Annotated in this window: 18 protein-coding genes and 2 pseudogenes; 14 read left to right on the top strand and 6 right to left on the bottom strand. The window is 61.4% G+C overall.

Annotation, left to right across the window (positions count from 1 at the left end; all coding sequences use genetic code 11):
• The first annotated feature begins 80 nt into the window (after positions 1 to 80).
• The 6 genes from LRP59_RS02685 to LRP59_RS02710 all read left to right on the top strand — a co-directional run bounded on the left by LRP59_RS02685 (position 81) and on the right by LRP59_RS02710 (position 7,670).
• On the top strand, positions 81 to 1,193 hold the full coding sequence (locus LRP59_RS02685; RefSeq protein WP_002512851.1) for a DegT/DnrJ/EryC1/StrS aminotransferase family protein: 1,113 nt from the start codon (positions 81 to 83) through the stop codon (positions 1,191 to 1,193).
• Positions 1,193 to 2,185 (top strand): Gfo/Idh/MocA family protein, encoded by a 993-nt coding sequence (locus LRP59_RS02690; protein ID WP_002512852.1) that lies wholly within the window; start codon positions 1,193 to 1,195, stop codon positions 2,183 to 2,185. The genes LRP59_RS02685 and LRP59_RS02690 overlap by 1 nt, the downstream gene beginning before the upstream one ends.
• A gap of 101 nt (positions 2,186 to 2,286) precedes the next feature.
• On the top strand, positions 2,287 to 3,669 hold the full coding sequence (locus LRP59_RS02695) for an O-antigen ligase (RefSeq protein WP_002512853.1): 1,383 nt from the start codon (positions 2,287 to 2,289) through the stop codon (positions 3,667 to 3,669).
• A 159-nt stretch (positions 3,670 to 3,828) separates the two neighbouring features.
• The gene (locus LRP59_RS02700; RefSeq protein ID WP_002521009.1) at positions 3,829 to 5,451 is read left to right on the top strand and encodes a peptide MFS transporter; all 1,623 of its coding nucleotides are present in this window, start codon (positions 3,829 to 3,831) and stop codon (positions 5,449 to 5,451) included.
• A gap of 101 nt (positions 5,452 to 5,552) precedes the next feature.
• Entirely contained in the window at positions 5,553 to 6,854 is a 1,302-nt protein-coding gene (locus tag LRP59_RS02705) for an NAD(P)/FAD-dependent oxidoreductase (protein WP_002531610.1), read from the top strand.
• A 15-nt stretch (positions 6,855 to 6,869) separates the two neighbouring features.
• Positions 6,870 to 7,670: an SDR family NAD(P)-dependent oxidoreductase gene (locus LRP59_RS02710; protein ID WP_002512856.1), complete on the top strand. Its 801-nt coding sequence runs from the start codon at positions 6,870 to 6,872 to the stop codon at positions 7,668 to 7,670.
• Between the two features lie 63 nt (positions 7,671 to 7,733).
• On the opposite strand, the gene LRP59_RS02715 is transcribed toward LRP59_RS02710, so the two are convergent.
• From LRP59_RS02715 to LRP59_RS02725, 3 genes are read right to left on the bottom strand one after another with little or no spacing between them, the layout of a single operon-like run.
• Positions 7,734 to 7,991, bottom strand: coding sequence for an HPr family phosphocarrier protein (locus LRP59_RS02715; protein ID WP_002512857.1), 258 nt, complete (start codon positions 7,989 to 7,991; stop codon positions 7,734 to 7,736).
• 35 nt (positions 7,992 to 8,026) lie between these two features.
• A complete protein-coding gene (locus LRP59_RS02720; protein WP_002512858.1) occupies positions 8,027 to 10,039 on the bottom strand; it encodes a fructose-specific PTS transporter subunit EIIC in 2,013 nt (670 codons plus the stop codon).
• Positions 10,040 to 10,048: 9 nt separating this feature from the next.
• Positions 10,049 to 11,023 carry a 1-phosphofructokinase family hexose kinase gene (locus tag LRP59_RS02725; RefSeq protein ID WP_187361749.1) on the bottom strand — a complete coding sequence of 325 codons (975 nt, stop codon included), beginning with the start codon at positions 11,021 to 11,023 and terminating at the stop codon, positions 10,049 to 10,051.
• 129 nt (positions 11,024 to 11,152) lie between these two features.
• Here LRP59_RS02725 and LRP59_RS02730 point away from each other — a divergent pair.
• Positions 11,153 to 11,337: pseudogene (locus LRP59_RS02730) on the top strand (hypothetical protein).
• Here LRP59_RS02730 and LRP59_RS02735 read toward each other — a convergent pair.
• Positions 11,327 to 12,088 carry a DeoR/GlpR family DNA-binding transcription regulator gene (locus LRP59_RS02735; RefSeq protein WP_002512860.1) on the bottom strand — a complete coding sequence of 254 codons (762 nt, stop codon included), beginning with the start codon at positions 12,086 to 12,088 and terminating at the stop codon, positions 11,327 to 11,329. The pseudogene LRP59_RS02730 and the gene LRP59_RS02735 sit on opposite strands and share 11 nt — an antisense overlap.
• A gap of 164 nt (positions 12,089 to 12,252) precedes the next feature.
• Here LRP59_RS02735 and LRP59_RS02740 point away from each other — a divergent pair, with 164 nt between their 5' ends.
• The 7 genes and pseudogenes from LRP59_RS02740 to LRP59_RS02770 all read left to right on the top strand — a co-directional run bounded on the left by LRP59_RS02740 (position 12,253) and on the right by LRP59_RS02770 (position 19,491).
• A complete protein-coding gene (locus LRP59_RS02740) occupies positions 12,253 to 13,551 on the top strand; it encodes a nucleotide sugar dehydrogenase (protein WP_002512861.1) in 1,299 nt (432 codons plus the stop codon).
• Positions 13,535 to 14,794, top strand: a complete 1,260-nt coding sequence (locus LRP59_RS02745; protein WP_148378464.1) for an O-antigen ligase — start codon at positions 13,535 to 13,537, stop codon at positions 14,792 to 14,794. The genes LRP59_RS02740 and LRP59_RS02745 overlap by 17 nt, the downstream gene beginning before the upstream one ends.
• A gap of 118 nt (positions 14,795 to 14,912) precedes the next feature.
• Positions 14,913 to 16,028, top strand: a complete 1,116-nt coding sequence (locus LRP59_RS02750; RefSeq protein ID WP_002512863.1) for a glycosyltransferase — start codon at positions 14,913 to 14,915, stop codon at positions 16,026 to 16,028.
• A 97-nt stretch (positions 16,029 to 16,125) separates the two neighbouring features.
• On the top strand, positions 16,126 to 17,199 hold the full coding sequence (gene wecB / locus LRP59_RS02755) for a non-hydrolyzing UDP-N-acetylglucosamine 2-epimerase (protein WP_002512864.1): 1,074 nt from the start codon (positions 16,126 to 16,128) through the stop codon (positions 17,197 to 17,199).
• Positions 17,199 to 18,320 (top strand): glycosyltransferase, encoded by a 1,122-nt coding sequence (locus tag LRP59_RS02760; RefSeq protein WP_002512865.1) that lies wholly within the window; start codon positions 17,199 to 17,201, stop codon positions 18,318 to 18,320. The genes wecB and LRP59_RS02760 overlap by 1 nt, the downstream gene beginning before the upstream one ends.
• 77 nt (positions 18,321 to 18,397) lie before the next feature.
• Positions 18,398 to 18,547, top strand: a pseudogene (locus tag LRP59_RS02765) (toxin HicA).
• Entirely contained in the window at positions 18,544 to 19,491 is a 948-nt protein-coding gene (locus LRP59_RS02770; RefSeq protein WP_002512866.1) for an endonuclease domain-containing protein, read from the top strand. The pseudogene LRP59_RS02765 and the gene LRP59_RS02770 overlap by 4 nt, the downstream one beginning before the upstream one ends.
• Before the next feature lie 349 nt (positions 19,492 to 19,840).
• Here LRP59_RS02770 and LRP59_RS02775 read toward each other — a convergent pair whose 3' ends face one another.
• Positions 19,841 to 20,146 (bottom strand): hypothetical protein, encoded by a 306-nt coding sequence (locus LRP59_RS02775; RefSeq protein ID WP_002521016.1) that lies wholly within the window; start codon positions 20,144 to 20,146, stop codon positions 19,841 to 19,843.
• Positions 20,133 to 21,515, bottom strand: a complete 1,383-nt coding sequence (locus tag LRP59_RS02780) for an NAD(P)/FAD-dependent oxidoreductase (protein ID WP_002512868.1) — start codon at positions 21,513 to 21,515, stop codon at positions 20,133 to 20,135. The genes LRP59_RS02775 and LRP59_RS02780 overlap by 14 nt, the downstream gene beginning before the upstream one ends.
• Positions 21,516 to 21,635 lie beyond the last annotated feature (120 nt).

Below are 21,635 nucleotides of genomic sequence, written 5' to 3' on the forward strand. Positions count from 1 at the left end.
CGTCGTCCCCCAATACCCCCTCGTGGGTGCTACGGCGCCCACAAACCGGACCTCCCGTCCGAATAGTTAGGAGCTTTCACGTGACCGCCCAGTTCATTCCTCCCGCTAAGCCGATCCTCGGCGATGACGAGCGTAAGGCCGTCGACGAGGTTATTGCCTCCGGCATGGTCGCCCAGGGCCCCCAGGTCCACGCCTTCGAGGACGAGTTCTCCTCCCAGGTCGTCGACGGGGTTCACTGCGTCGCCGTCAACTCGGGAACCTCGGCCCTCCACATTGGCCTGCTGGCCTCTGGCATCGGTGAGGGCGACGAGGTCATCGTCCCTTCCTTCACTTTCGCCGCTACCGGCAACTCGGTAGCCCTATCCGGCGCCAAGCCGGTGTTCGCTGACGTCGACCCGGTCACGTTTACCCTCGACCCGGCTTCCATCGAGGCCTCTATTACCGACAAGACCGCCGCGATCATGCCGGTGCACCTCTATGGTCTCCCGGCTAACATGGCCGAAATCGTCGCGATCGCCACAAAGCACGGTCTCAAGATCTTCGAGGATTGTGCCCAAGCCCACGCTGCCAGCATCGACGGCAAGCATGTCGGTACTTTTGGCATCTTTGGAGCTTTCTCCTTCTACCCGACGAAGAACATGACCTCGGGCGAGGGTGGCATGATCACCACCTCCGACCCGGAGATCGCCCGTAAGGCTGCCATGCTCCGCAACCAGGGCATGGAGAAGCGTTACGCCAACGAGTACGTTGGTCTCAACAACCGCATGACTGACATCCACGCTTCCATCGGACGGGTGCAGTTGACCAAGCTGGCCGGCTGGACCAAGACCCGCCAGGAGAACGCGGCGTTCCTGTCGTCCAACATCACCGAGGCCATCACCCCCGCCGTGCCGGAGGGTTATGTGCACGTGTACCACCAGTACACGATTCGTCTTGAGGGAGCTACTGGTGAGGAGCGTGACCGTTTCGTCACCGCTCTCAAAGAGGAACACCAGGTTGGCTCGGGTGTCTACTACCCGATTCCGAACCACCGGCTGCCGTCGCTGGCCCCCTACGCTCCGGGCCTGGAGCTGCCGAACACCGAGAAGGTTGCCGCCGAGTGTGTCTCACTGCCGGTCCATCCCTCGCTGTCCCAGGCTGACCGTGAGCGCATCGTTGCCGCTGTCAATACCTGCGCGAAAGCAGGTGCCTGATGGCGAATCTGCGCGCCGGCATGGTCGGCATCGGTTCGATGGGCAAGAACCACGTCCGCAACCTGCGCGCCATCGACGGCGTCGATCTGGTCGCGATCGCGGATGCCTCCGGCAAAGACCCGTTTGGAGTCGCCGGTGACCTACCCGTTCTCCCCGACGTCGATGCGGTCATCGAGACTGGTATCGACTACTGTGTCGTCGCTGCCCCGACGAAGTTCCACGAGGAGATCGGTCTCAAGCTGGCTGAGGCGGGGGTCCACGCCCTCATCGAGAAGCCGCTGGCCTACGACACTGCGGCTGCGACTCGTCTGGCTGAGGCCTTTGAGAGCAAGGGTCTGGTGGGCGCGGTCGGCCATATCGAGCGATACAACCCGGCCTTGCAGTCGTTGCGTAAGCGTCTGGAGAACGGCGACCTCGGTGACCTCTACCAGGTGGCTACCCGCCGTCAGGGGCCATTCCCGGCCCGTATCGCTGACGTCGGCGTTGTCAAGGACCTCGCTAGCCACGACATTGACCTCACCGCGTGGGTTACCCAGCGTGAGTTCGAGTTGGTCGCCGCTCGCACCATGTTCAAGGCTGGCCGCGATTACGAGGATATGGTCTCGGCGACTTGCCAGCTCTCGGGCGGGCTCATGAGTAACCACCTCGTCAACTGGCTGACCCCGACTAAGGAGCGTCGCACCTTCGTGACCGGCGAGAAGGGTATGTTCGTCGCGGACACTCTGACCGCCGACCTCACCTTCTACTCCAACGCCAAGGTTGCGACGGTATGGGACGATATCGCTAACTTCCGTGGTGTTGCCGAGGGTGACGTGACCAGATTCGCGATCCCGAAGCCCGAACCACTGCGCACCGAGCATGAGAACTTCCGTGACGCGGTGCTGGGCAAGGAATCCGACATCGTGACGATGACCCAGGGCGCCACGGTCGTCCAGGTGTGCGAGGCGATGATCACCTCCGCCGCGACCGGCGAGTTCGTCAAGATCTCCTGACGTAACAGTAGTCGGGCCGGGCCGCTAAGGTCCGGCCCGATTCTCACATCTCTGCTCGATTTTCCCTGCGCCCCGGAGCGGCCAGCTGCCCCACAGGTAGGATGACTCCCATCTTTCGTCTCCATGATTCCCCAGACGGCTCCTCGGCCGTAACATTATTGCGCTCGGTTGCCCCCATCGAATGGTTCAGCGGGGCAGCTGAGGTCATCGTCGCGTGTCTTTTCGTCACCTGCACCTTCGTAACGGTCGCCCAGCCTGTCTTTGATAATGGCGCATGCCAGTTGATGCTCCCGCTGTTTGCTGTAGCGGCACTGGTACTCGAAGCGTTGTGCATCGTGCGGGATGTTCGAGGGGTGCCGTCGCCGCGCGAGTGGTCCCGTTCCCTCATTATCGTGACGTGCAGTTTCGTGGCGCTATTGGTATGGGGTGCGGTCTCAATCCCGTTTCACGAACATCTCATCTACGACGATTCCATGGGAGTTACCCGGGATCTTCCGCTATATGCCCTAGTGATGCCTCTGGCGGAGGCGACGGTTACCCTTCTCGTGGCTATTTTCGCGTGCCGGATGATCGCGGTCGGGAACCTTGAAGGCGCGCTGTGGCGGTTGTCGATGCTGATGGCCATCGCTAACCCAATTGACCTTGTTCGTGAGTACGTCGAAGGCAATACCACCGGATGGCGGGTTGCCACCAGACTCGGTGGGGCCGCCATCTGTCACGTCCTTCTCATCCTGGCCCTGGCCGTTGCTGTGGACGCCGTGATACGACACCGCCACCGGATTCTCTCCAGCGTGGCTGCTGTCAGCCATCTTGCCTGTTTGGCAGCATCCGGGTCTCGCGCCGGAACCATTAGCCTGGCACTATTCGTCATCGGGCTGGTATTTTTCGGACGTTCTTACCGGACGCGCAGCCGGAAACAGCGGACCGTCATCGCAATGTTGGGACTCTTGGCAGCAGGGGTAGCCATATGGCTAGTGTCGACGGTCCGTTCTGGGTCTCTTGTCGATCCGGCGCGTGCGCGAACCTGGGCATTGGCGGGACGTGTTGTTGTGGATTCGCCGAGCCATTTCTTGGTGGGAACCGGATACGGAACAATCTGGCCGTGGTTCGCTGTCGAGTCCACCTTTATGCCCGAATCATCCCACGGGATGCGCCGAACTCTTTATGGTTACAGCCTCCCACACGCCCACAGCCTCATCGTCCAGGTTGTCGGTGAGCTTGGTGTGATCGGGCTGGCCCTGATTTTGGTCTGCCTGGGAACTGTTATCGCGGTGTGTGTCAAGGGAATTCGCGGAGGCTATCCGCTTTTATCCTTGGGCGTGCTCGCAACAATGCCGGCTTTCCTCATGGACACCTACCTCATCAAGAACTTCCCAGTAGCTCTGTTCTGGTGGATCTTCACCTTGGCACTCTGCCGGTTAGTGACCACCGGGGATGCGGACGTCGAGGGTGACTCAGGCTACCGCGAGGAGAAGTACGCCTGAGAATAAATAACTTTTGGTCGCGCGCGAGTAGTACTTTCGTACTAGCCTATCTTCGTCATTATTCACACTTGTGACGACGCTGTCGCGATGCGATGAACACAGGCACCACTGTCTAGGCACAGGTCGGTCATCCCCTGGGGGGAGTTCCGAACCATTGTCTTGGAGGACCTCGTGGTGCCTCATAACATCGGAAAGGAAGGGAAAATGTCCCTCGAACCGCTTGATGTCGACGCGGAAGGCGTCGCCGCCGCCACCAAAGCACGAGGTTTTCGGCCTAAGCATCTGGTGACAGGACCCTCGCGTGACGACAAGTCATTCTTGGGCCACCCCGGCGGTTTGCCGTGGATGCTCCAGGTAGAAATGTGGGAGCGGTTCTCGTGGTATGGCATGCGCGCCATCCTCGTCTACTTCATCACCGACACTTTGGCCCATGGCGGGCTGGGATTGCCGATCAACGCCGGCCAGGTTGTTATGGCTTCCTACGGCGCCGCAGTGTTGTTGATGACGATTCCTGGCGGTATCTTCGCTGACCGCATCCTCGGGCCGTGGATGTCCACCCTGTGCGGCGGTCTCATCATCATGACGGGTCACGTCATCCTGGCGATTCCGCAGGTGGTGACGTCATGGATCGGCCTAATCTGCATCGCCATTGGCACAGGTTTTATTAAGCCGAACCTCTCCACGGTGGTAGGAGGTCTCTACGATGACGGCGACCCCCGCCGCGATCAAGGTTTCCTGTACTTCTACATGTCGATCAATATTGGATCTCTCTTCGCGCCGATCGTCACCGGCCTCCTCAAGGACCATTACGGCTACCACGTAGGTTTCATTGCCGCTGCTATCGGTATGGCTCTGGGGCTGATCGCCTTCTTCCATGGTCGTTCCAAACTGCGTGAGTTCGCCTTCGACATCCCCAATCCGCTGGCCCCCGGCGAGGGTCGCCGGATGGTGCTCCGCGCGTTGGGTATTGCCGTCGTCGGTGCCGTCCTTGCCATCGGTTTCAAAGCCTTGCTGGGCGAGTGGACCTCGGCCATCGCCTACGCTCTGTTCGCCTTTGCCTCGGTGACGGCACTGAGCTACTTCTTGACGATGTTCCGCTCCCCGAAGGTCTCTGATCGTGAGCGTGGCCATTTATGGGCATTTGTGCCGTTGTGGGTTGGCCAAGTGCTGTTCACCATGATCTTCGAGCAGGCGGCCGGCAAGATGGCCACCTTTGCTAAGGACAACACCGACGGCCACATCGTCGGGTCGTGGTCGGTGGAGCCTGAGCAGTACCAAACCATTAACCCGGCTGCAGTCTTGATCCTGGCTGGCCTGCTAGGCATGTGGTTCCGGCGCAGAGAAGGGAAGTTCCCCAATACCCCGCAGAAGTTCGCCATTTCGGTGTTCATCATTGGTATAACCGCCCTCATTATGGGATTCGGTTTCCGGAGTTGGCCAGGTGGGAACAGACTCGCACCGTGGTGGCTCCTGGCGGTGGTGTTCGTCATTCAGACTGTTGCTGAGCTGTTCATGAACCCGATCGGTTTGTCGACCGCGACCAAGCTAGCCCCGAAAAAGTTCGCATCCCAGAACATGACCCTGTGGCTGCTCGCCTCAGCCTGTGGCCAGGGCCTCGCCTCGGTGACGATCGAGCGCACCAAGAACCTTGGTGACGTGGTGTTCTACTACAGCCTAGGTATCGTGACGATCCTTGTAGCGGTGGTGCTCTTCGTGATCGCCCCATGGACCCAGGCGAAGATGAAGGATGTCGACTCCGTTGCCGAGGAGGGTGACGCCTGACCTCACTCCCAACCCATTGCGAGGTCCGTCCCGTTTGGGGCGGGCCTCGTGCCTTGTCAGGGGGTTTACGCGTGGTGTGGTGCCACCCCTCGTGGCAAGACATGCCGTTGCGTGCCGATATGCCATACGAAGCTTGGCCTAGTGCGAAAAGCTCGCTGGAACCCTCGAAGAGGCAGGGTCGGCAGGTTACCGTGGTCGGTGTACGCATCGTTTCGACGATGAACCCCATTCTGGGAGCAGATATGACGACGTACCAGTACCTCATTGTCGGTGGCGGGATGGCCGCTGATTCTGCCGCCCGCGGTATCCGCGACATCGACAAGAAAGGGTCGATCGCCATCCTCAGCGCTGACGTCGACGCCCCGTATCCTCGGCCAGCGCTGAGCAAGAAGCTGTGGACCGACCCTGAGTTCACCTGGGACCAGGTCGACCTTGCTACTGTCGCTGACACCGGCGCGGAATTGCGGCTCGGCACTGAGGTGCTCAGCATTGACCGTGACGACAAGACCGTCCTGACCGCTTCCGGCCAGGTATTCGGCTACCAGAAGTTGTTGCTCGTTACCGGCCTCACCCCGTCGCGCATTGACGATGACGGCGATGCCGTCCTCTACTTTCGGTCTGCTCGGGACTACCAGAAGCTGCGTGCGCTGGCCCAGCCCGGTCACCAGTTCGTGGTCGTCGGCGGCGGATATATCGGTGCCGAGCTTGCTGCGGGCCTCGTCCAGCAGGGCTGCGAGGTCACCCTCGTCACCCCCGATCCGACGCTGGGTGGTTCGCAATTCCCGGCCCAGATTGCGTCTGAGTACCAGAAGCTTTTCGCCGATGCTGGGGTGCACCTCGTCACTGGGAAGCGCGTCTGTTCGGTGCGCAAACATGAAGCGGCCGAGGTCACCCTCGATGACGGCACTATCCTCCAGGCTGACGATGTTATTGCGGGTTTGGGGGCATCCCCGGTCACCAAACTGGCCGAGGAAGCGGGCCTTACCGTTAATGATGGGGTCGTCGTTGATGAGCAGTTGCGCACCAACGATCCGGCCATCTGGGCCGCCGGAGACATCGCCAACTACCCGGACCCGGTGTTGGGCCGCACCCGCGTCGAGCATGTGGACAATGCCACCGCGATGGGCAAGGCGGCCGGCCGCATCATGGCGGGATCAAAAGACTCCTACACCCATACCCCGATGATGTACTCACAAGTCTTTGGGGTGCGCTGGGAGGCAGTCGGCACCCTCGACTCCAGCCTCGCGACCACATCAGTGGAAGCCGGGGATGGGCAGGTCGTCTACTACCTGTCCGATGGCAAGCCTGTCGGTGTGCTGCTGTGGAATCTTCCCGGACGCACCGACGAGGCAGTCACAGTGCTTGCCGATCCGCCTGAGGACCTCTCGACCGCCATCAGCTAACTACTAGGAGGAATCATGGACCTTGGACTCAACGGACGCACTGCGCTCATCACTGGTGCTGATTCGGGTATTGGCTGGCACACCGCGAAACTCCTCCTCGCCGAGGGAGCCAAAGTTGCCATCACCGACCTCGACTCTGACGAACTCACCCACGCTGCGCAGGCTCTCGACGTCGCTGATGACCGTCTCGTCGCCCTCCCGGCCGACGTCACTGACGCTGACTCTCTGGCGAAGCTGCACCAGCACGTGAAGGACGCCCTCGGTCCGATCGACATCCTCGTCCAGTCGGCCGGCGTGACCGGGGCCCAGGGTAAGTTCCACGAGATCGATGAGGAGGGCTGGCGTTCCACCCTTGACATTGACCTCATGGGCCCGGTGCGGGTGCTGCGTGAGTTCCTCGATGACTTGCGTACGGGTGGCTGGGGGCGTGTCGTGCTGCTGGCCTCTGAGGATGGCGTCCAGCCCTACGACGACGAGATCCCCTACTGCACTGCCAAGGCCGGAGTATTGGCTCTGGCTAAGGGTTTGTCGCGGACCTATGCCCGTGAGGGACTCCTCGTCAACGCCGTTTCTCCAGCCTTCATCCATACCCCGATGACTGACGCCATGATGAATAAGCGGTCCAAGGAGCTTGGCGTTAGCTTTGACGAGGCCATCGAGTCCTTTCTTGACCAGGAGCGCCCCTATATGGAGCTCAAGCGGCGCGGCGAGCCTGAGGAGGTGGCTGCCGTCATCGCTTTCCTATGTTCGGACAAGGCTTCGTTCGTTAACGGATCGAACTACCGCGTCGACTCCGGATCGGTGGCCACTTTTTGAGGTTCGACATTGGTGCCTGTGGGGCCGAGTCACGATGACAGCGGCCCCATCGTGGAGGCTGGCTCAGGCGTCGAGGTTAGAGGCAACCAGGTCGGCAATGGTGTTGACGTCGTCCTCGTTATCGCCGGCGACCGTCACTGGGTCACCTGCGCTGGCACCGAGGGTCATGATGAGCAGCACGGACTTGGCGTCAATTGGCTCGCCTCCCTCGGTAGCTAGGGTGACGGTTGAACTGAGCTTGGCAGCCTCCTGCGAGATGACGGCGGCGGGGCGGGCGTGGAGTCCGACAGAGGATCCGACCTTAACGGTTTTGCTGGCCACGATGGTGTTCCTTTCGGGGTTGTGGTGTGGAAATTTTACGCGGCAGCCGCGGCCTTGCGCCGGGCTGAGGCTTTGAGAGCGGTTACGAGCAAGGCTGCCACGAGGGTGCCGACGACGATGGCCAGGATGAAAGCCCAGACCCGATCAATGGCAAAGAAGACGAAGATTCCGCCATGGGGAGCTTTAGAAGCGGCCCCCAGAGCCATTGACAGGGCACCGGTGGTTGCACCTCCGACCATCATCGAGGGAATCACTCGTAGCGGATCCGCAGCTGCGAACGGGATGGCGCCCTCGGAGATGAAGGAGGCTCCCAGCAGCCAGGCAGCAGTGCCGTTTTCACGCTCGGCAGGCTGGTAGAGCTTCGGACGCAGGGTCGTCGATAGCGCCATGGCCAGCGGGGGAACCATCCCGGCAGCCATGACGGCGGCCATCACTTTGAGGGATCCGACGTTGGTGACCGCGAGGTTCGTTGTCGCGAAGAGGTAAGCCGCCTTGTTGATGGGGCCGCCCAGGTCAGAGCACATCATGAGTCCCAGGACGATTCCGAGGATGACGGCTGAGGCGCCGCTCATGCCGCCTAGCCAGTTGTTGAGGGCGTTCGTCAAGGCTGCCAGCGGACGTCCCAGTACGACATACATCAACCCACCGGCGACTAGGGACCCGACGAGCGGGATGATGACAACCGGCATGAGGCCACGCAGCCAGCGCGGCGGGTTGAGACGGGTGAACCAGTAGGCGACGAAACCGCCGAGCAGACCACCGATGATGGCACCGATGAATCCCGCTCCGGTCACCCCAGCGACGGCACCCGCTACGAAACCGGGGGCGATGCCGGGGCGGTCTGCCAGGCCGAAGCCGATATACCCAGCCAGGGCAGGTAGCAAGAAGCCGAAAGCCGCTTGCCCGACGGCGAAAAGGACCGCGCCGATGTAGGTCATGGTGGCTGACCCACCTAGAGCATGGGCGGTTGGCGTTGGCAAGTTGTTGAAGGTGTTGTGCAAGGCAATATCCATGCCGTCCTTGGCAATCTCATACCCGCCGAAGAGGAATCCCAGGGCGATGAGCAGACCACCCGCGGCGACGAACGGAATCATGTAGGACACGCCCGTCATGAGGGCCTGCTGGATGCGCTTGCCCCAGCCAATGTGAGATCCAGCCTGCTCGGGCTCCTGCTGTTCGCCATGGCCAGCGGGGACCCGATGGGCGTGTGGGTCTTTGGAAGCGGCGACGGCCTCCGAAACCATCTTCTCAGGCTCGTCGACGGCCCGCTTCACCCCGGACTCAATGACTGGCTTGCCTGCGAAGCGCTCCCGGCCCTTGACGCCAACGTCGGTGGCGAAAATGACAGCGTCAGCACCCTCGATGTCGGCGGTGCTGAGAGGCTCGGTGGCGGTGGATCCTTGGGGCTCGACCTTGACGTCAACACCCAGCTTCTTTCCAGCAGCCCTCAGGTAGTCGGCGGCCATGTAGGTGTGGGCGATGCCGGTGGGACAGGCCGTAATGGCGACGATGCGGGGCGTATCGGAGGCGGTATTGGTTACCGCAGCGTGCCCAGGAGCGGGGAGGGCCGTTGCAGATGAGGTCGAGGCTTCTTCCTTCGGCTCGACGACCCCACCGATAAGGTCGACGACGGTTTGCGCGTCGGGGGCCTGGCGCAACTGTTCGACGAACTCAGGATTGACGAGGGCGCGAGCCAGCTTGGTCAGAAGTTTCATATGGTCCGCGCCGCCGTCTTCGGAGGCCGCGATCATAAAGATGAGGTCGGCCGGGCCGTCAGGTCCATTGAAGTCGACAGCGGGCGACAGCCGGGCGAACCCCAGGGATACCTGAGATACCGCGGCTGAGCGGCAGTGGGGGATGGCGAACCCACCGGGCATACCAGTCGGACTTTTGGACTCGCGGTCCAGAGTGTCGTGGGCGAGGCCGTCAGCATCGGCGCGTCCAGCGGCAGCAATGAGTCCGGCGACTGAGGTGATGACCTCGGTTTTGGTCGAGCCGAGGTTGGCGTCAAGAGATACTAATTCCGGGGTAATGAGAGGAGTGCTCATCAGTTCTCCTTACAGGTGGGTGAGGCTGACGTGAATGGCGTCTGCCTGAGACGGGGTTGGCATGGTTGACCCCGGTAGAGCGGCGGCTGCTGTGCCCCACGCCACGGCGGCGCGCAGACAGTTTTCGGGCTGGTCGCCGTGGGCGCGCGCCAGCAAGAATCCGGCCAGGGAGGAGTCTCCGGCGCCAACAGTCGACTTCACCTTGACCGGCTCTGGCCGGGCGTGCCAGGCGTCGTGCTCGGTGATGAGCAGAGCGCCGGTCCCGCCCAAGGTGACGATGACCTCGGCGATGCCGTGCAGACCTCGGGCGGCCACGACAACGTCGTCGAACTGTCCCCTTGTGGCAGCGGACTCGAGGGAGCCGCCGTCAATCCCGCATAGTTGGCCGAGCTCGACGGAGTTCGGCTTGACGAGGTCAGGGGCACAGTCGGGGAGGCGGACCGCCAGTTCTTGGAGGGGTTGATCGGAGGTGTCGACGGCGACCTTGACGCCGACCTCATGGAGGCGGTCGGTCATTGTGGCATACCAATGTGTGGGTACGCCCGGGGGTAAGGATCCTGACAGTACGACCCATTGCGCACCGAAGGACTTCTCGACGATGGCCTCCTCAACTGCGGTCAGCTCCTCGGAACTGAGGTCGGATCCGGGCTCATTGATCTTGGTTGTAGTGCCGTCAGGTTCGGTGATGGTGAGGTTGGTTCTCACCGCTGCTGCAACGGGTACGACTAGGTGCGGGATGTCGTCGTGGCTGAGGCCGAGGGGCAGGCGGCCCTTGGCTCCGGCTGGCACCACGGCGCAGGTTTCGATTCCAGCCCCACGAAGGACTCGCGAGATGTTGACCCCCTTACCGGCGGCGACCTCGGTGGAACTGCCGAGTCGGTTCACCTGACCGCGCCGCAGCGGCCCAGCTATGGGCGCTGTGCGGTCAATGCTCGGGTTGAGCGTGACGGTGACGATCACGTGGACTCCTTCGGCTTTGGCCAACGGTTCCTCGGGCCCGAGAGAACCATCAATGTTGGGATGTGTGACACTCTAGTTCGTAAACACACTAATACGGACATTTGTTGTGTAGGTTTCTCGGAGCGAGGGCTGGCATAGGTGGTCCAAACATCGATGTGGCAATCCGGGTTACGACGTGGGGTACTGCCATGGGCGATGGGTGCTGACGCGATCATCACCCAGATTTCCACACCGCGCGGTGGAGCTTATCGAAGCGGTGTTCGTGGCGTCCGGTGTGATGCTCTCCAGCAGAAAAGGGGTTGTGTCGCTGGTTACCAGCGGCCGATGTCAGGCGATGACGATGTCGACGCCAGCCTTGTGCAGCATCTCGACTTGGTGAGGAGTCACCCCAGAGTCGGTGATGATGACGTCAACGTCGCCCAGCTCTGCGAACCTCATCGTCGATTCCGCACCCATCTTCCGAGAATCGGCCAGAACTACGACGTGATGGGCGCTCGCGACCATTGCCGCCTTAGTTGCAACTTCATCGGCGTCAGGAGTGGATAAGCCGTGCGTCGGGGAAATGCCGTTAGTGCCCATGAAGGCAACGTCGACGCGGAGTCGGGCAATGGCGTCAACGTTACCGACGGTGGCCTGGGTAGTGGGGCGCAGTCGTCCTCCCAGCAGGTGGACGTCACAGTTGCTGTGGGTAGCCACCGTGCTGGCGATTGGGGATGAGTTCGTAAAGACGGTGAATCGCCTTGTGGAGGGCATGATCGACGCTAACCGGCCGGTTGTCGACCCGGCGTCGAGGATGATTGACCCCTTGTCACTAGGTAGATGGGATAGTGCCGCCCGGGCGATTTGTTCCTTCTGCGTCACTGCCGAGGAGTCTCGGGTGGCGAGGGGCTGGTCGCCCAGCAGGTCGAACTCGATCGGGATAGCGCCACCGTGTACCCGCCGCAGCATTTTCTGATTGCACAACTGGTCGAGGTCACGGCGAATGGTCTCGGGGACAACTCCTAGTGCAGTGGAGGCTTCAGCAACCGATACTCGACCGGTCTCGCGGGCAGTATCGATCAGCCACTTGTGTCTTTCGGCGGGATACACGGGCTCTCCTTGGGAATACCATTCGCCGCAACTGCGTATTGCGAAAGGCCTTGTCGGGGCCTGGTGCGAGCGTCTTTGCGACGGCGTGAGCATAACACGGACTCGTCTAGGTGCCGTACCCGGATAGACTGACGGAGTATTCGCGAATCCCAAGGAGTTCAGGAATGAAAATTGCCGTCGTCGCCATGGGCAAGATCGGGCTTCCCCTGGCCGTGCAGTTCGCCGAGAAGGGTCACGACGTCATCGGCGTCGACGTGCAGCAGCGCGTCGTGGACGAGATCAACAAGGGCAATGAGCCTTTTCCCGGTGAGGCCTTTCTTGACGAGAAGTTGAAGAAGCTTGTCCCGGCAGGCAAGCTCACCGCCACCACCGACTACTCCCAGGCCATCCCCGGCGCCGACGCGATAGTTCTCGTCGTCCCGCTCTTCGTTAACGACGAGACCTGGGAACCGGACTTCGGCTGGATGGAAAATGCCACCAAGTCGCTGGCCGAGTACCTCACCCCCGGCACCCTCATCTCCTACGAGACCACCCTGCCAGTCGGCACCACCCGCAATCGCTGGAAGCCCATGATCGAGGAGATCTCTGGTCTGAGTGAAGGCAAAGACTTCCACCTCGTCTTTTCCCCGGAGCGCGTTCTCACTGGTCGCGTCTTCGCTGACCTGCGTCGTTACCCGAAACTCGTCGGCGGCTTGAACGACGAGGGCACTGCCAAGGGCATCGACTTCTACCAGCAAGTTCTCGACTTCGACGACCGTGACGACCTTCCTCGCGCCAACGGCGTCTGGGACATGGGCACCGCTGAGGCCGCTGAGATGGCCAAACTTGCCGAGACCACCTACCGTGACGTCAACATTGGCCTGGCCAATCAGTTCGGCAAGTACGCTGCGGCCAACGGCATCGACGTCTACAAGGTCATTGACGCCTGCAACTCGCAGCCCTACTCCCACATTCACCGTCCCGGCATTGCCGTCGGAGGTCATTGCATCCCCGTCTACCCGCGTCTCTACTTGTGGACCGATCCGGACGCCACCATCGTCCGCACTGCCCGCGAGGCCAACATGACGATGCCCCAGTACTGCGTCGACCAGGCCGCCTCGGTGCTCGGTGATCTGTCCGGTAAAAAGATTGTCGTCCTTGGCGCTTCCTATCGGGGCAAGGTCAAGGAAACTGCTTTCTCCGGGGTTTTCCCGACTGTTGACATCCTCGCCAAGGTTGGCGCTGACGTCAGCGTCCACGACCCGATGTTCACCGACGAGGAGCTCGGCAAGTTCGGCTTTAAGGCCTACCACATCGGCGATCCGGTTGACGGCGCCCTACTGCAGGCTGACCATCCCGAGTACGCCGAACTGACCCCGGCGGACCTGCCGGGTATCAAGGTGCTCGTCGACGGTCGTCACGTCGTCGATCCGGCCGTATGGGGAGACGTCGAGGTCATCGTCGTTGGTGACGGGGAGGCCTGAGTACCCCGGCAGCTTCCTCGACATGATCGTCGAGGGGCTGTTGGTGCTGTTGCCCCCGGCAGCCCTCCTGGGGCCCTGGGCCGGCAGTGGGAGAGTGTTTGGCTACCGCATCTTGGTGGTGTTGCTAGTCGGGTGCGCAGTGACGGGATGGATTTATCCCGCCTGGGTGCGACGATTCAGCCGCGCAGCTTGCGCCATCGTGGTCGTTGCGGTGGCGTGGGCCGTAACCGGTGTGGTAGGTGCTATGAGGCTGGGCCCGCATCGGGATCTTTCGAGCCTGATGGGGGCCGGTCTTGCCCTGGCGGGGGCATGGTCAGTGGCGAGACTTATCTCGGATAGGCACATACGCCGTGAGCGTGCCTTACGCGATGTTGCGATCGGTTGGGCGGTCGCAGTCTGGGCGGGGGCACCGCTGGCCGTCTGGGAAATCCTTACCGCGCGACACTTGGGCACTTACGCCGACGGGGCATGGCGGAACCATCCAGGGCTTTATCGCCAGCCGGCGACGTGGCTCACCAACCCCAACCTTTACGCGGTTTTCCTGGCTATAGGCTCCGTATGGGTCGGTGTGGTTGGCGTGCGAAGCGCTACTCGGTGGGTGCGGATAGCTGCCATAGCCACGGCGGTGACCGGTTTAGGGCTGTTACTAGCGACGGACAGTCGCATAGTCTACGCGGCGCTGTTATTGGCCGTCATGGTGCGGTTGTGGGCGGTTCGACGGTGGCGCTGGGTGCTTCCCGGGGTGGTCATCGCCGTCGTCGTGGTAATCGTGGTGACGCACCTGCACCAAGCCGGGTTGGTATGGCACAGGCTCATCGGTGTACTGATTCACCACAACGATGAGGGCCCATCATCCTTCGCGGTGAGGACTACTTTGTTGGCTTGGGGTCTTGCGCTCGTGATGGAGTACCCCCTGCTTGGAGCGGGTCCGGGAGGATACCGGGCTAACATCCTCGCTGCGCCAAAGCGATGGTTTCCGCATGGCAAGTCCGATCCCCATAACGGGATCCTGGAGATTGCCTCCCAATACGGTTTGGTCGTTACCGCTCTAGTCGCAGTGTGTTGGTGTCTGGCCATTGGTCGATGTTGGCGGTCGCGACGATGGTGGGGGGCGGCTCTCATCACTGCAATGCCGGTGCTCTCACTTGCCAACAGCACCTACTTGGTTCAGTCGGTGAACCAACTCGGGTGGCTGGTATGTGTTTTGGCGGCGAGTTCGTCCCGTCAGGAAACGCCGCAATGACGAGGTGACTGAATTCCACCGCATGTCGTGTCTGGACGTATGTAGGTCACGGTAGTGTGGGACCGCCGGTGCCTTAAAGGAGAGCGGGCATCGGCGTTGCAGTACGAGAGGGGAAGGTGTGCGGATACTTATTGTCAGTGCGGCATCGTCCATCCACACCGTTCGATGGGTCAATGGACTGGTCAAGCGGGGTCACGAGGTTCACCTGGCATCAGTCCATCCGGCGGGCCGTCACTCCATTGATCCCCGAGTTCGGATCCACCTGGCCCCACACGGCGGGAAGGCAAAATACGTCGTCAATGCCGGCTGGCTGCGATCAGTGGCGGCTGGGGTGCAACCTGACATCGTCAACGTCCACTATGCGACCGGTTATGGTCTGCTCGCTCGCTTTGCCCATATTGACGCCCCGATGCTGCTGTCGGTGTGGGGGAGTGACGTTTACGATTCCCCCCGGGCAAATCCCCTCATGCGTCACATGGTTCGATCCAACTTGATCTCAGCTACTCGGATCGCATCGACAAGCCACTGCATGGCGCGTGTCACGCGTGACTTGGTGAACAAACCCATATCCATCACCCCCTTCGGTGTTGATACGGAAATACTCACGCCCTTTGACAAGCGGCGTGATGCGAACGGCGGTGACGGGGTGGTGCGCATCGGGACTATCAAGGCTCTCCACTCCAAATATGGGATCGGCGAACTCATCCGTGCCTTCAGTCGGGTCCATGATGAACGGCCTAATACCGTCCTTCGTATCTGGGGCGGCGGCCCAGACGAGAATCCCCTCAAGGTCTTGGCTCGCCGTCTTGTCCCGGACGGTTCGGTGGAGTTTCGCGGTGCCATTGATCATTCTGAGGTCAGAGATGCCTTGGGTAGTTTGGACATCTTTGCCGCCTTATCGACCCTGGATTCGGAGTCTTTCGGAGTGGCGATTATCGAGGCGGGAGCCTGTGGACTGCCAGCGGTCGTCAGCGATGCGGATGGTCCGGCAGAGGTCGTCGAGGATGGTGTTACCGGCTTGATCGTCCCCCGTGGTGACGTTATTGCCAGCGCTACCGCCCTGATGCAGCTGGTTGATGACGTCGAGTTGCGTCTGCGTATGGGTGGGGCTGGTCGCGACCACGTCGTCGAGATGTATTCGTGGGAGCATAGCCTCGATCTCATGGAGCAGGCGTATCGGGACACCATCGATGATGCAGTTCGCCAGCATTGTTCAGGTCGTCACGGTGGGTAGTGGAAGGTAGAGTGCCAGCATTGCGCCCAGTTCCCGATTCGGGCGCTGTCATGTGGCCTCGGGGAGAGGCTGACCATCTCATCGAGAGGATTGCGTCGTGCGCGTCGTGAGCATCGTCGGGGCTCGTCCCCAATTCGTGAAATTAGCCCCGGTGGCTAAGGCTTTCGCGGCTAAGGGGATTGACCACAAGATCATCCATACCGGGCAGCATTACGACGTCAACATGTCGGATTCCTTCTTCGCCGAGCTCGGGATCCCGAACCCGGACCTGCATCTTGGTGTAGGAGGCGGCTCTCACGGCGTCATGACCGGTCGAATGCTCGAGCAGCTTGATCCGGTGCTTGAGGACATGGACCCAGACTGGGTGCTCGTTTACGGCGACACCAATTCGACCATTGCCGGCACCCTCTCGGCGGTGAAGATGCACCTGCCGGTGGCCCATCTGGAAGCCGGGCTGCGTTCCTTCAACCGTCGCATGCCCGAGGAGCACAACCGAGTCCTCACCGACCACGCCGCAGACCTGTGCCTGGCCCCGACCGAGGTAGCCATGGGGCATCTGGCCGATGAGGGGCTGGCCGCCCGTGCAGTTCTCGTCGGGGACGTCATGACCGACGTGTGCCTGCAGGTGCGCGATTCCGTCCTCGCCAACCGGCGCCCGGTGCCCGGTGTTGAGGTGGGTGAGGAGTACGTTATGGCGACGATCCACCGTGCCGACAACACTGACGACCCCAAGCGTCTGGTCCACATTCTTGACGCCCTCGGCAACCTAGATCGCAAGGTCATCCTGCCGGTGCACCCGCGCTTGCGCGCCCGCGCTGAGGCCGACGGCATGACTATCGCTCGCGGCAACCTCACCACCATTGACCCGTTGGCTTACCCCGACATGGTTAACGCCGTCACCAACGCCGCTGGCGTCATCACCGACTCGGGTGGTTTGCAAAAAGAAGCCTTCCTGCTTGGCACTATCTGCACGACGGTGCGTACCGAGACCGAGTGGGTGGAGACCGTCGAAAACGGTTGGAACGTGCTTGATCCCGATGCCGAGCACCTGGGCGAGTACGCCACGCGCCCGCACCCCGAGGGCGATCCGGGGTATCCCTACGGTGACGGCAAGGCGGCTCGCAATGTCGCCACCGTGTTGTTGAAAACCGGCGAGCGAGACCGTTCCTGATGGCGAATTCTTCCCGCCTCGGCAGGGTCGTCTCCCTTTCGACAGTTCATCACGGTCACGACAACCGGGTTTTCAACAAAGAAGCCAAGGCTCTTGTCGCAGCCGGGCACGATTACCACCTCGTCATTTCCGCTGACCGTGACCGGATCGACCAAGGGGTCCCCGTCGTCGCCTTACATCGCGAGGAAGGCCGGGTCCGCCGACTCGTCGTCAGTCAGCGGGAGGCATGGCGCCACCTGCAAGCCCTCCAGCCCGAGGTGCTGCATATTCACGACCCGGAGCTCATTCCGCTGGCACTGGTGTGGCGTCGGCGCCACCACTGCAAGGTAATCTACGACGCTCACGAGGACCTCATTGGCCAGGTCGACACTAAGCCGTACCTAGGCGCGGTGACGCGGCCGCTGGCCAAGATGGCCGCTCGCGGACTTGTAGGGCTGGCCGAGCGCAGCGCCGACGCCGTTGTGGCTGCTACACCGACCGTGGGAGAAAGGTTCCCCCACGCCCCAGTGACGGTAGTGCGCAATTACCCGTGGCTAGACAATTACACGGTGCCGTCCAAGCCGGTGCCGGGGAAGCTCGTATACGTCGGGGACCTGTCGGAGGAGCGCAAACTTTCCTTCATGATCGAGGTGACGCGCACAGTCCGTAAGCAGGTGCCACAAGCGCATTTGGTGCTGGCCGGACGTGTGCTGCCACGCTGTCAGGAGACGGTGGAGCATGCCGTGGCAGAAGGGTTTGTGGAGCCTCTCGGGCTGGTCGCCCCTACCGAGGTGCCGCAGGTGTTGGCCAGCGCGCAGGTAGGACTGGTCTTCCTCAAGCCGCTGCCGAACTATGTCGCGTCGTTGCCGACGAAACTGTTCGAGTACATGGCTTCCCGAGTGCCATTTGCGGCTTCGGACTTTCCGGCCTGGCGCGAGATGTTCGATGGTTACGGGGCTGGGATTTTTGTTGATACTGAGGATGCCGCAGCTACCGCAGATGCCCTGAGCGAGCTCTTGGCGGACCCGCAGCGGTGTCGGGAGATGGGCTGTGCTGGGCGTCGAGCGGTTGAGACGGGGCTCAACTTCGAGTCCCAGGCCGAGGCCTTGACCGATCTGGTAGCCGGTTTGCTCGAGGGCTGATTCCCCGGTTACGTGCCCGGCCAACAGTTGGTGGAGTCTCCGCTGCTCTTTCCAGCCACCGTGTGGCGATTCGGGTAATGATCGGCCCCAAAGCTATTCCCGGTAGCAGGTGCTAGGGTCACGAGGCAGTTTTCCACAAGCTGTGTGAGTACCTCGACCGAGGTTGTCCACAGAACCGAAAACGGTTGGCGGAAATCGGCTCCTCCGACGACAACTTTTTAGTGTGAGGAATCTTGGAGAACGACTCGACCGACGCGGCGTTGCCCGAATCCACCGGCACAGCTATGTGCGGGGCCAGGCCGACCGGGCGGTAGCTCGAGGGGAGGCTGTCCGCGTCCTGCCGGGGGTGGTCGCTGCGACTGCTGTGGCCCGAGACCCGAGGATCATTATCCGGGCGTTGTTGTTGTGGCACCGTGACGTTGTGTTGGTCGGAAAGGCTGCTCTTATCATGCTCGGGATGAAAGCCCCGGGTACAACCCGGTCCATGGACTTCTACGGCGTTAAGGAGGTGGAGGCTTTCTCTACAACTCGTCGTCTCACCCGGCCGGGAATTCGAGTGCGTCGGTGGCATATACCTCACCGGTTTATTACCGAGCGGGAGCAAATTCGCATCGCTACTGCTGAAGTGTCGGTTCTCATACTGGCTATTCAGGGCGAGTGGGAATGGGTGTGTGAGGCTCTCCGGCAGCGAGTCGTGACGCCCGAATCATGCCGGCAGGCTCGTAAGAGCCTGACAGGTCGGTATCCCAAGACCAAGGTTGATACTGCTCTGGCCGACATCTGTCTGGCTGCGTGGTCGATTCCAGAACTAGAGATGGGCAGAGTACTGCGCGCTACTGGAATCACGGGGCACAAACCGAATCACAAGGTTCGTGTGGGCGGCCGCTACTACTACTTGGACCGGGCCTTCGAGGCTGAGAAGGTGGCTTTGGAAATTGATGGTCGATCGGTACACGGGACGATTGACGGGTTTGAGGCGACCATGATGCGCTCAGCGCATTTAGACCGCCATGGCTGGAAGGTGCTTCACGTCACCCCAACAATGTTTCGCGAGAACCCGAGGTTTGTCCTAGACTGGCTCGCTTCCCACCTCCACCGGCGTCATCGACCCAAAACTATGTTTACCGAGTTCGCTTTGCGACGGATCATGAGCGGTGCCGCCCCAGCTTGAGGCGCAACTCGGTACATGGCTCACGTGTCGGAAAACCAGGCCTGACCCTGCTCTATCCTTCGCGGCCCCTCGGCTCTGGCGCGCCGTGGAAATCGGGGTGATGGTCAACTCAGCTGCAATTTCATGCAGCATGACTGGTACTCAGATACCCGATTTCCACAGCGCGCCAAGGAGGAGGACCCCGAGGGGAAAGCTCAAGGCTAGCCAGCTCAAACTAGGAAGTTTGGGGTCTGGCATGGGAGCCCTGGTGAGTGACTCCACCGTAGATCGATGGGTTGTGCTGCTCCCGGTTCACGTCTCACTACGGCGAACGGAGGGGCGACGCTCTCGCGTCACCCCCACCGAATCGTCACTTGTAGGAGTAGAAGTCCGGGGCTGTTGAGACTCGCCCGGTGCCACCCATCGGGGTTGCATGACCATCAGCTCGAGGGTCGCGACGTTGGGTCACTCGCCCGCCGGAAGGCCTGCGCGTGGCGAGATTCTCGAACAAGGACGGGTCCTGGGAGCCCGTTTTCCTATCCTTAGGGCTTTTACGCATGGCTATCAGTGCGATCCCGATAACGGCGACAGCAGCCACCGCGACGGCAACGAGGGTGCCCTTGTTGATCTCTTCAGGGCTGACTTCGGGCTTACTCATCTTTTCACTCTTTCCCATCAATGGGTTTAGCGCCCTTCTCATCATCGTCGCGAAGGGCATTCCTGTTCATGTTCTCTTTACCCTCCTCGCTGAGAACATCACCGACGATGGCTCCGGCCTCACGATGGAAGGCGATGTAGCGGGCGCCGAGGTTGATCATGGCTTGCAGACGGTTGCGGCCGCCCAGCAGGGTGAAGATGTGCACGGTGACCCATGTCAGCCATGCACCGATACCGGTGAACTTGAGCTTTTCGGATAGCTGCACGACGGCCGAGTTGCGGCCGATCGTCGCCATCGTGCCCTTGTCGTTGTATTCGAACTTCTCCAGCGGCTCGCCGAGCTCGAGGTGAACGATCTGACGAGCAACGCACTCGCCTCCCTGGATGGCAGGTTGGGCGAGCTGGGGCTTGGGATCCTCGGTGTTGATGGCACCGTCGCCGACAGCAAAGATGCGATCCTGGCCTTTGACGAGGAGGGTGCCGTTGGTAGCAATGCGGCCACCTCGGCCCTGCTCAAATCCCCAATTCGTAACAGACTTGTGGGCACCGACGCCAGCGGCCCAAATGACCATGTCGGCCGGGAGAGTCTGGCCGTCCTTGAGGAGCACGGAATTTTCGCGCACCTCAGCGATGGCGGTATTGGTGCGCACGTCCACGCCGCGCTTCTGCAGTTGGCGGCGGGTGTAGTGGCGCAGCGCTGGGTCGAAGGGCATGAGGAGGTGGTTGGCCATCTCGACGAGCGTCACGTGGACCCGGTCGGTGGACACACCCGGGAAGATCGCCGGGATGCCGATTGACTTCATCTCGGCGAGGGTGCCGGCCATTTCGACGCCGGTCGGGCCGCCGCCGACGATGATGACGTCGAAGGTCTTGTCACGTTGGGTGTCGAGATCCTCAAGGTAGGTGAAGATCGCGTCGCGAGCGCGCAGCGAGGATGCACGGGTGTAAATGGTGTACGAGTTTTCGGCGGCACCAGGAGTTCCGAAGAAGTTGGCCCCGACGCCCTGGGACAGGACGAGGTAGTCGTAGGAGATCGGGTCGCCGTTGTCGACCTCGACAATCCGGTTCTCGGTATCGATGCCGGTCACACAAGCGCGACGGAAGTGGGTGTGAGGACCGTTGTGAGCAGCGAAGGAGCGAAGTCGGTAGGTGACATCACCAGGGTTGAGACCGCCGGTCGCCACCTGGTACAGCAGCGGCTGGAATGTGGTGTACGGGTTGCGGTCGATGAGGGTGACGTCGCATCCTGCCTCGGCAGTCTTTTCGGCAGCAGCCAGGCCACCGAATCCGGCACCGACGATGACAACTCGGGGCTTGGAGCCCGTCAGAACCGGTTTGCAGCCCAGGCCCGGCAGGCCGATGTCTGACAACAGGTTATTGATGCCCATCGTAATCCTCCGAATGATGTTGCAATGAGACGATACTCCCAAAAATGTGGTGTAACTCGCAATGAGTTAGGTCTCATTAAAAGGCGCGGAAGGGGCACTTCCGCTTCCAGCGTGACAGGC

Origin of the sequence: Cutibacterium sp. 37298, from assembly GCF_023838685.1 — a bacterium.
GTDB lineage: Bacteria > Actinomycetota > Actinomycetes > Propionibacteriales > Propionibacteriaceae > Cutibacterium > Cutibacterium acnes.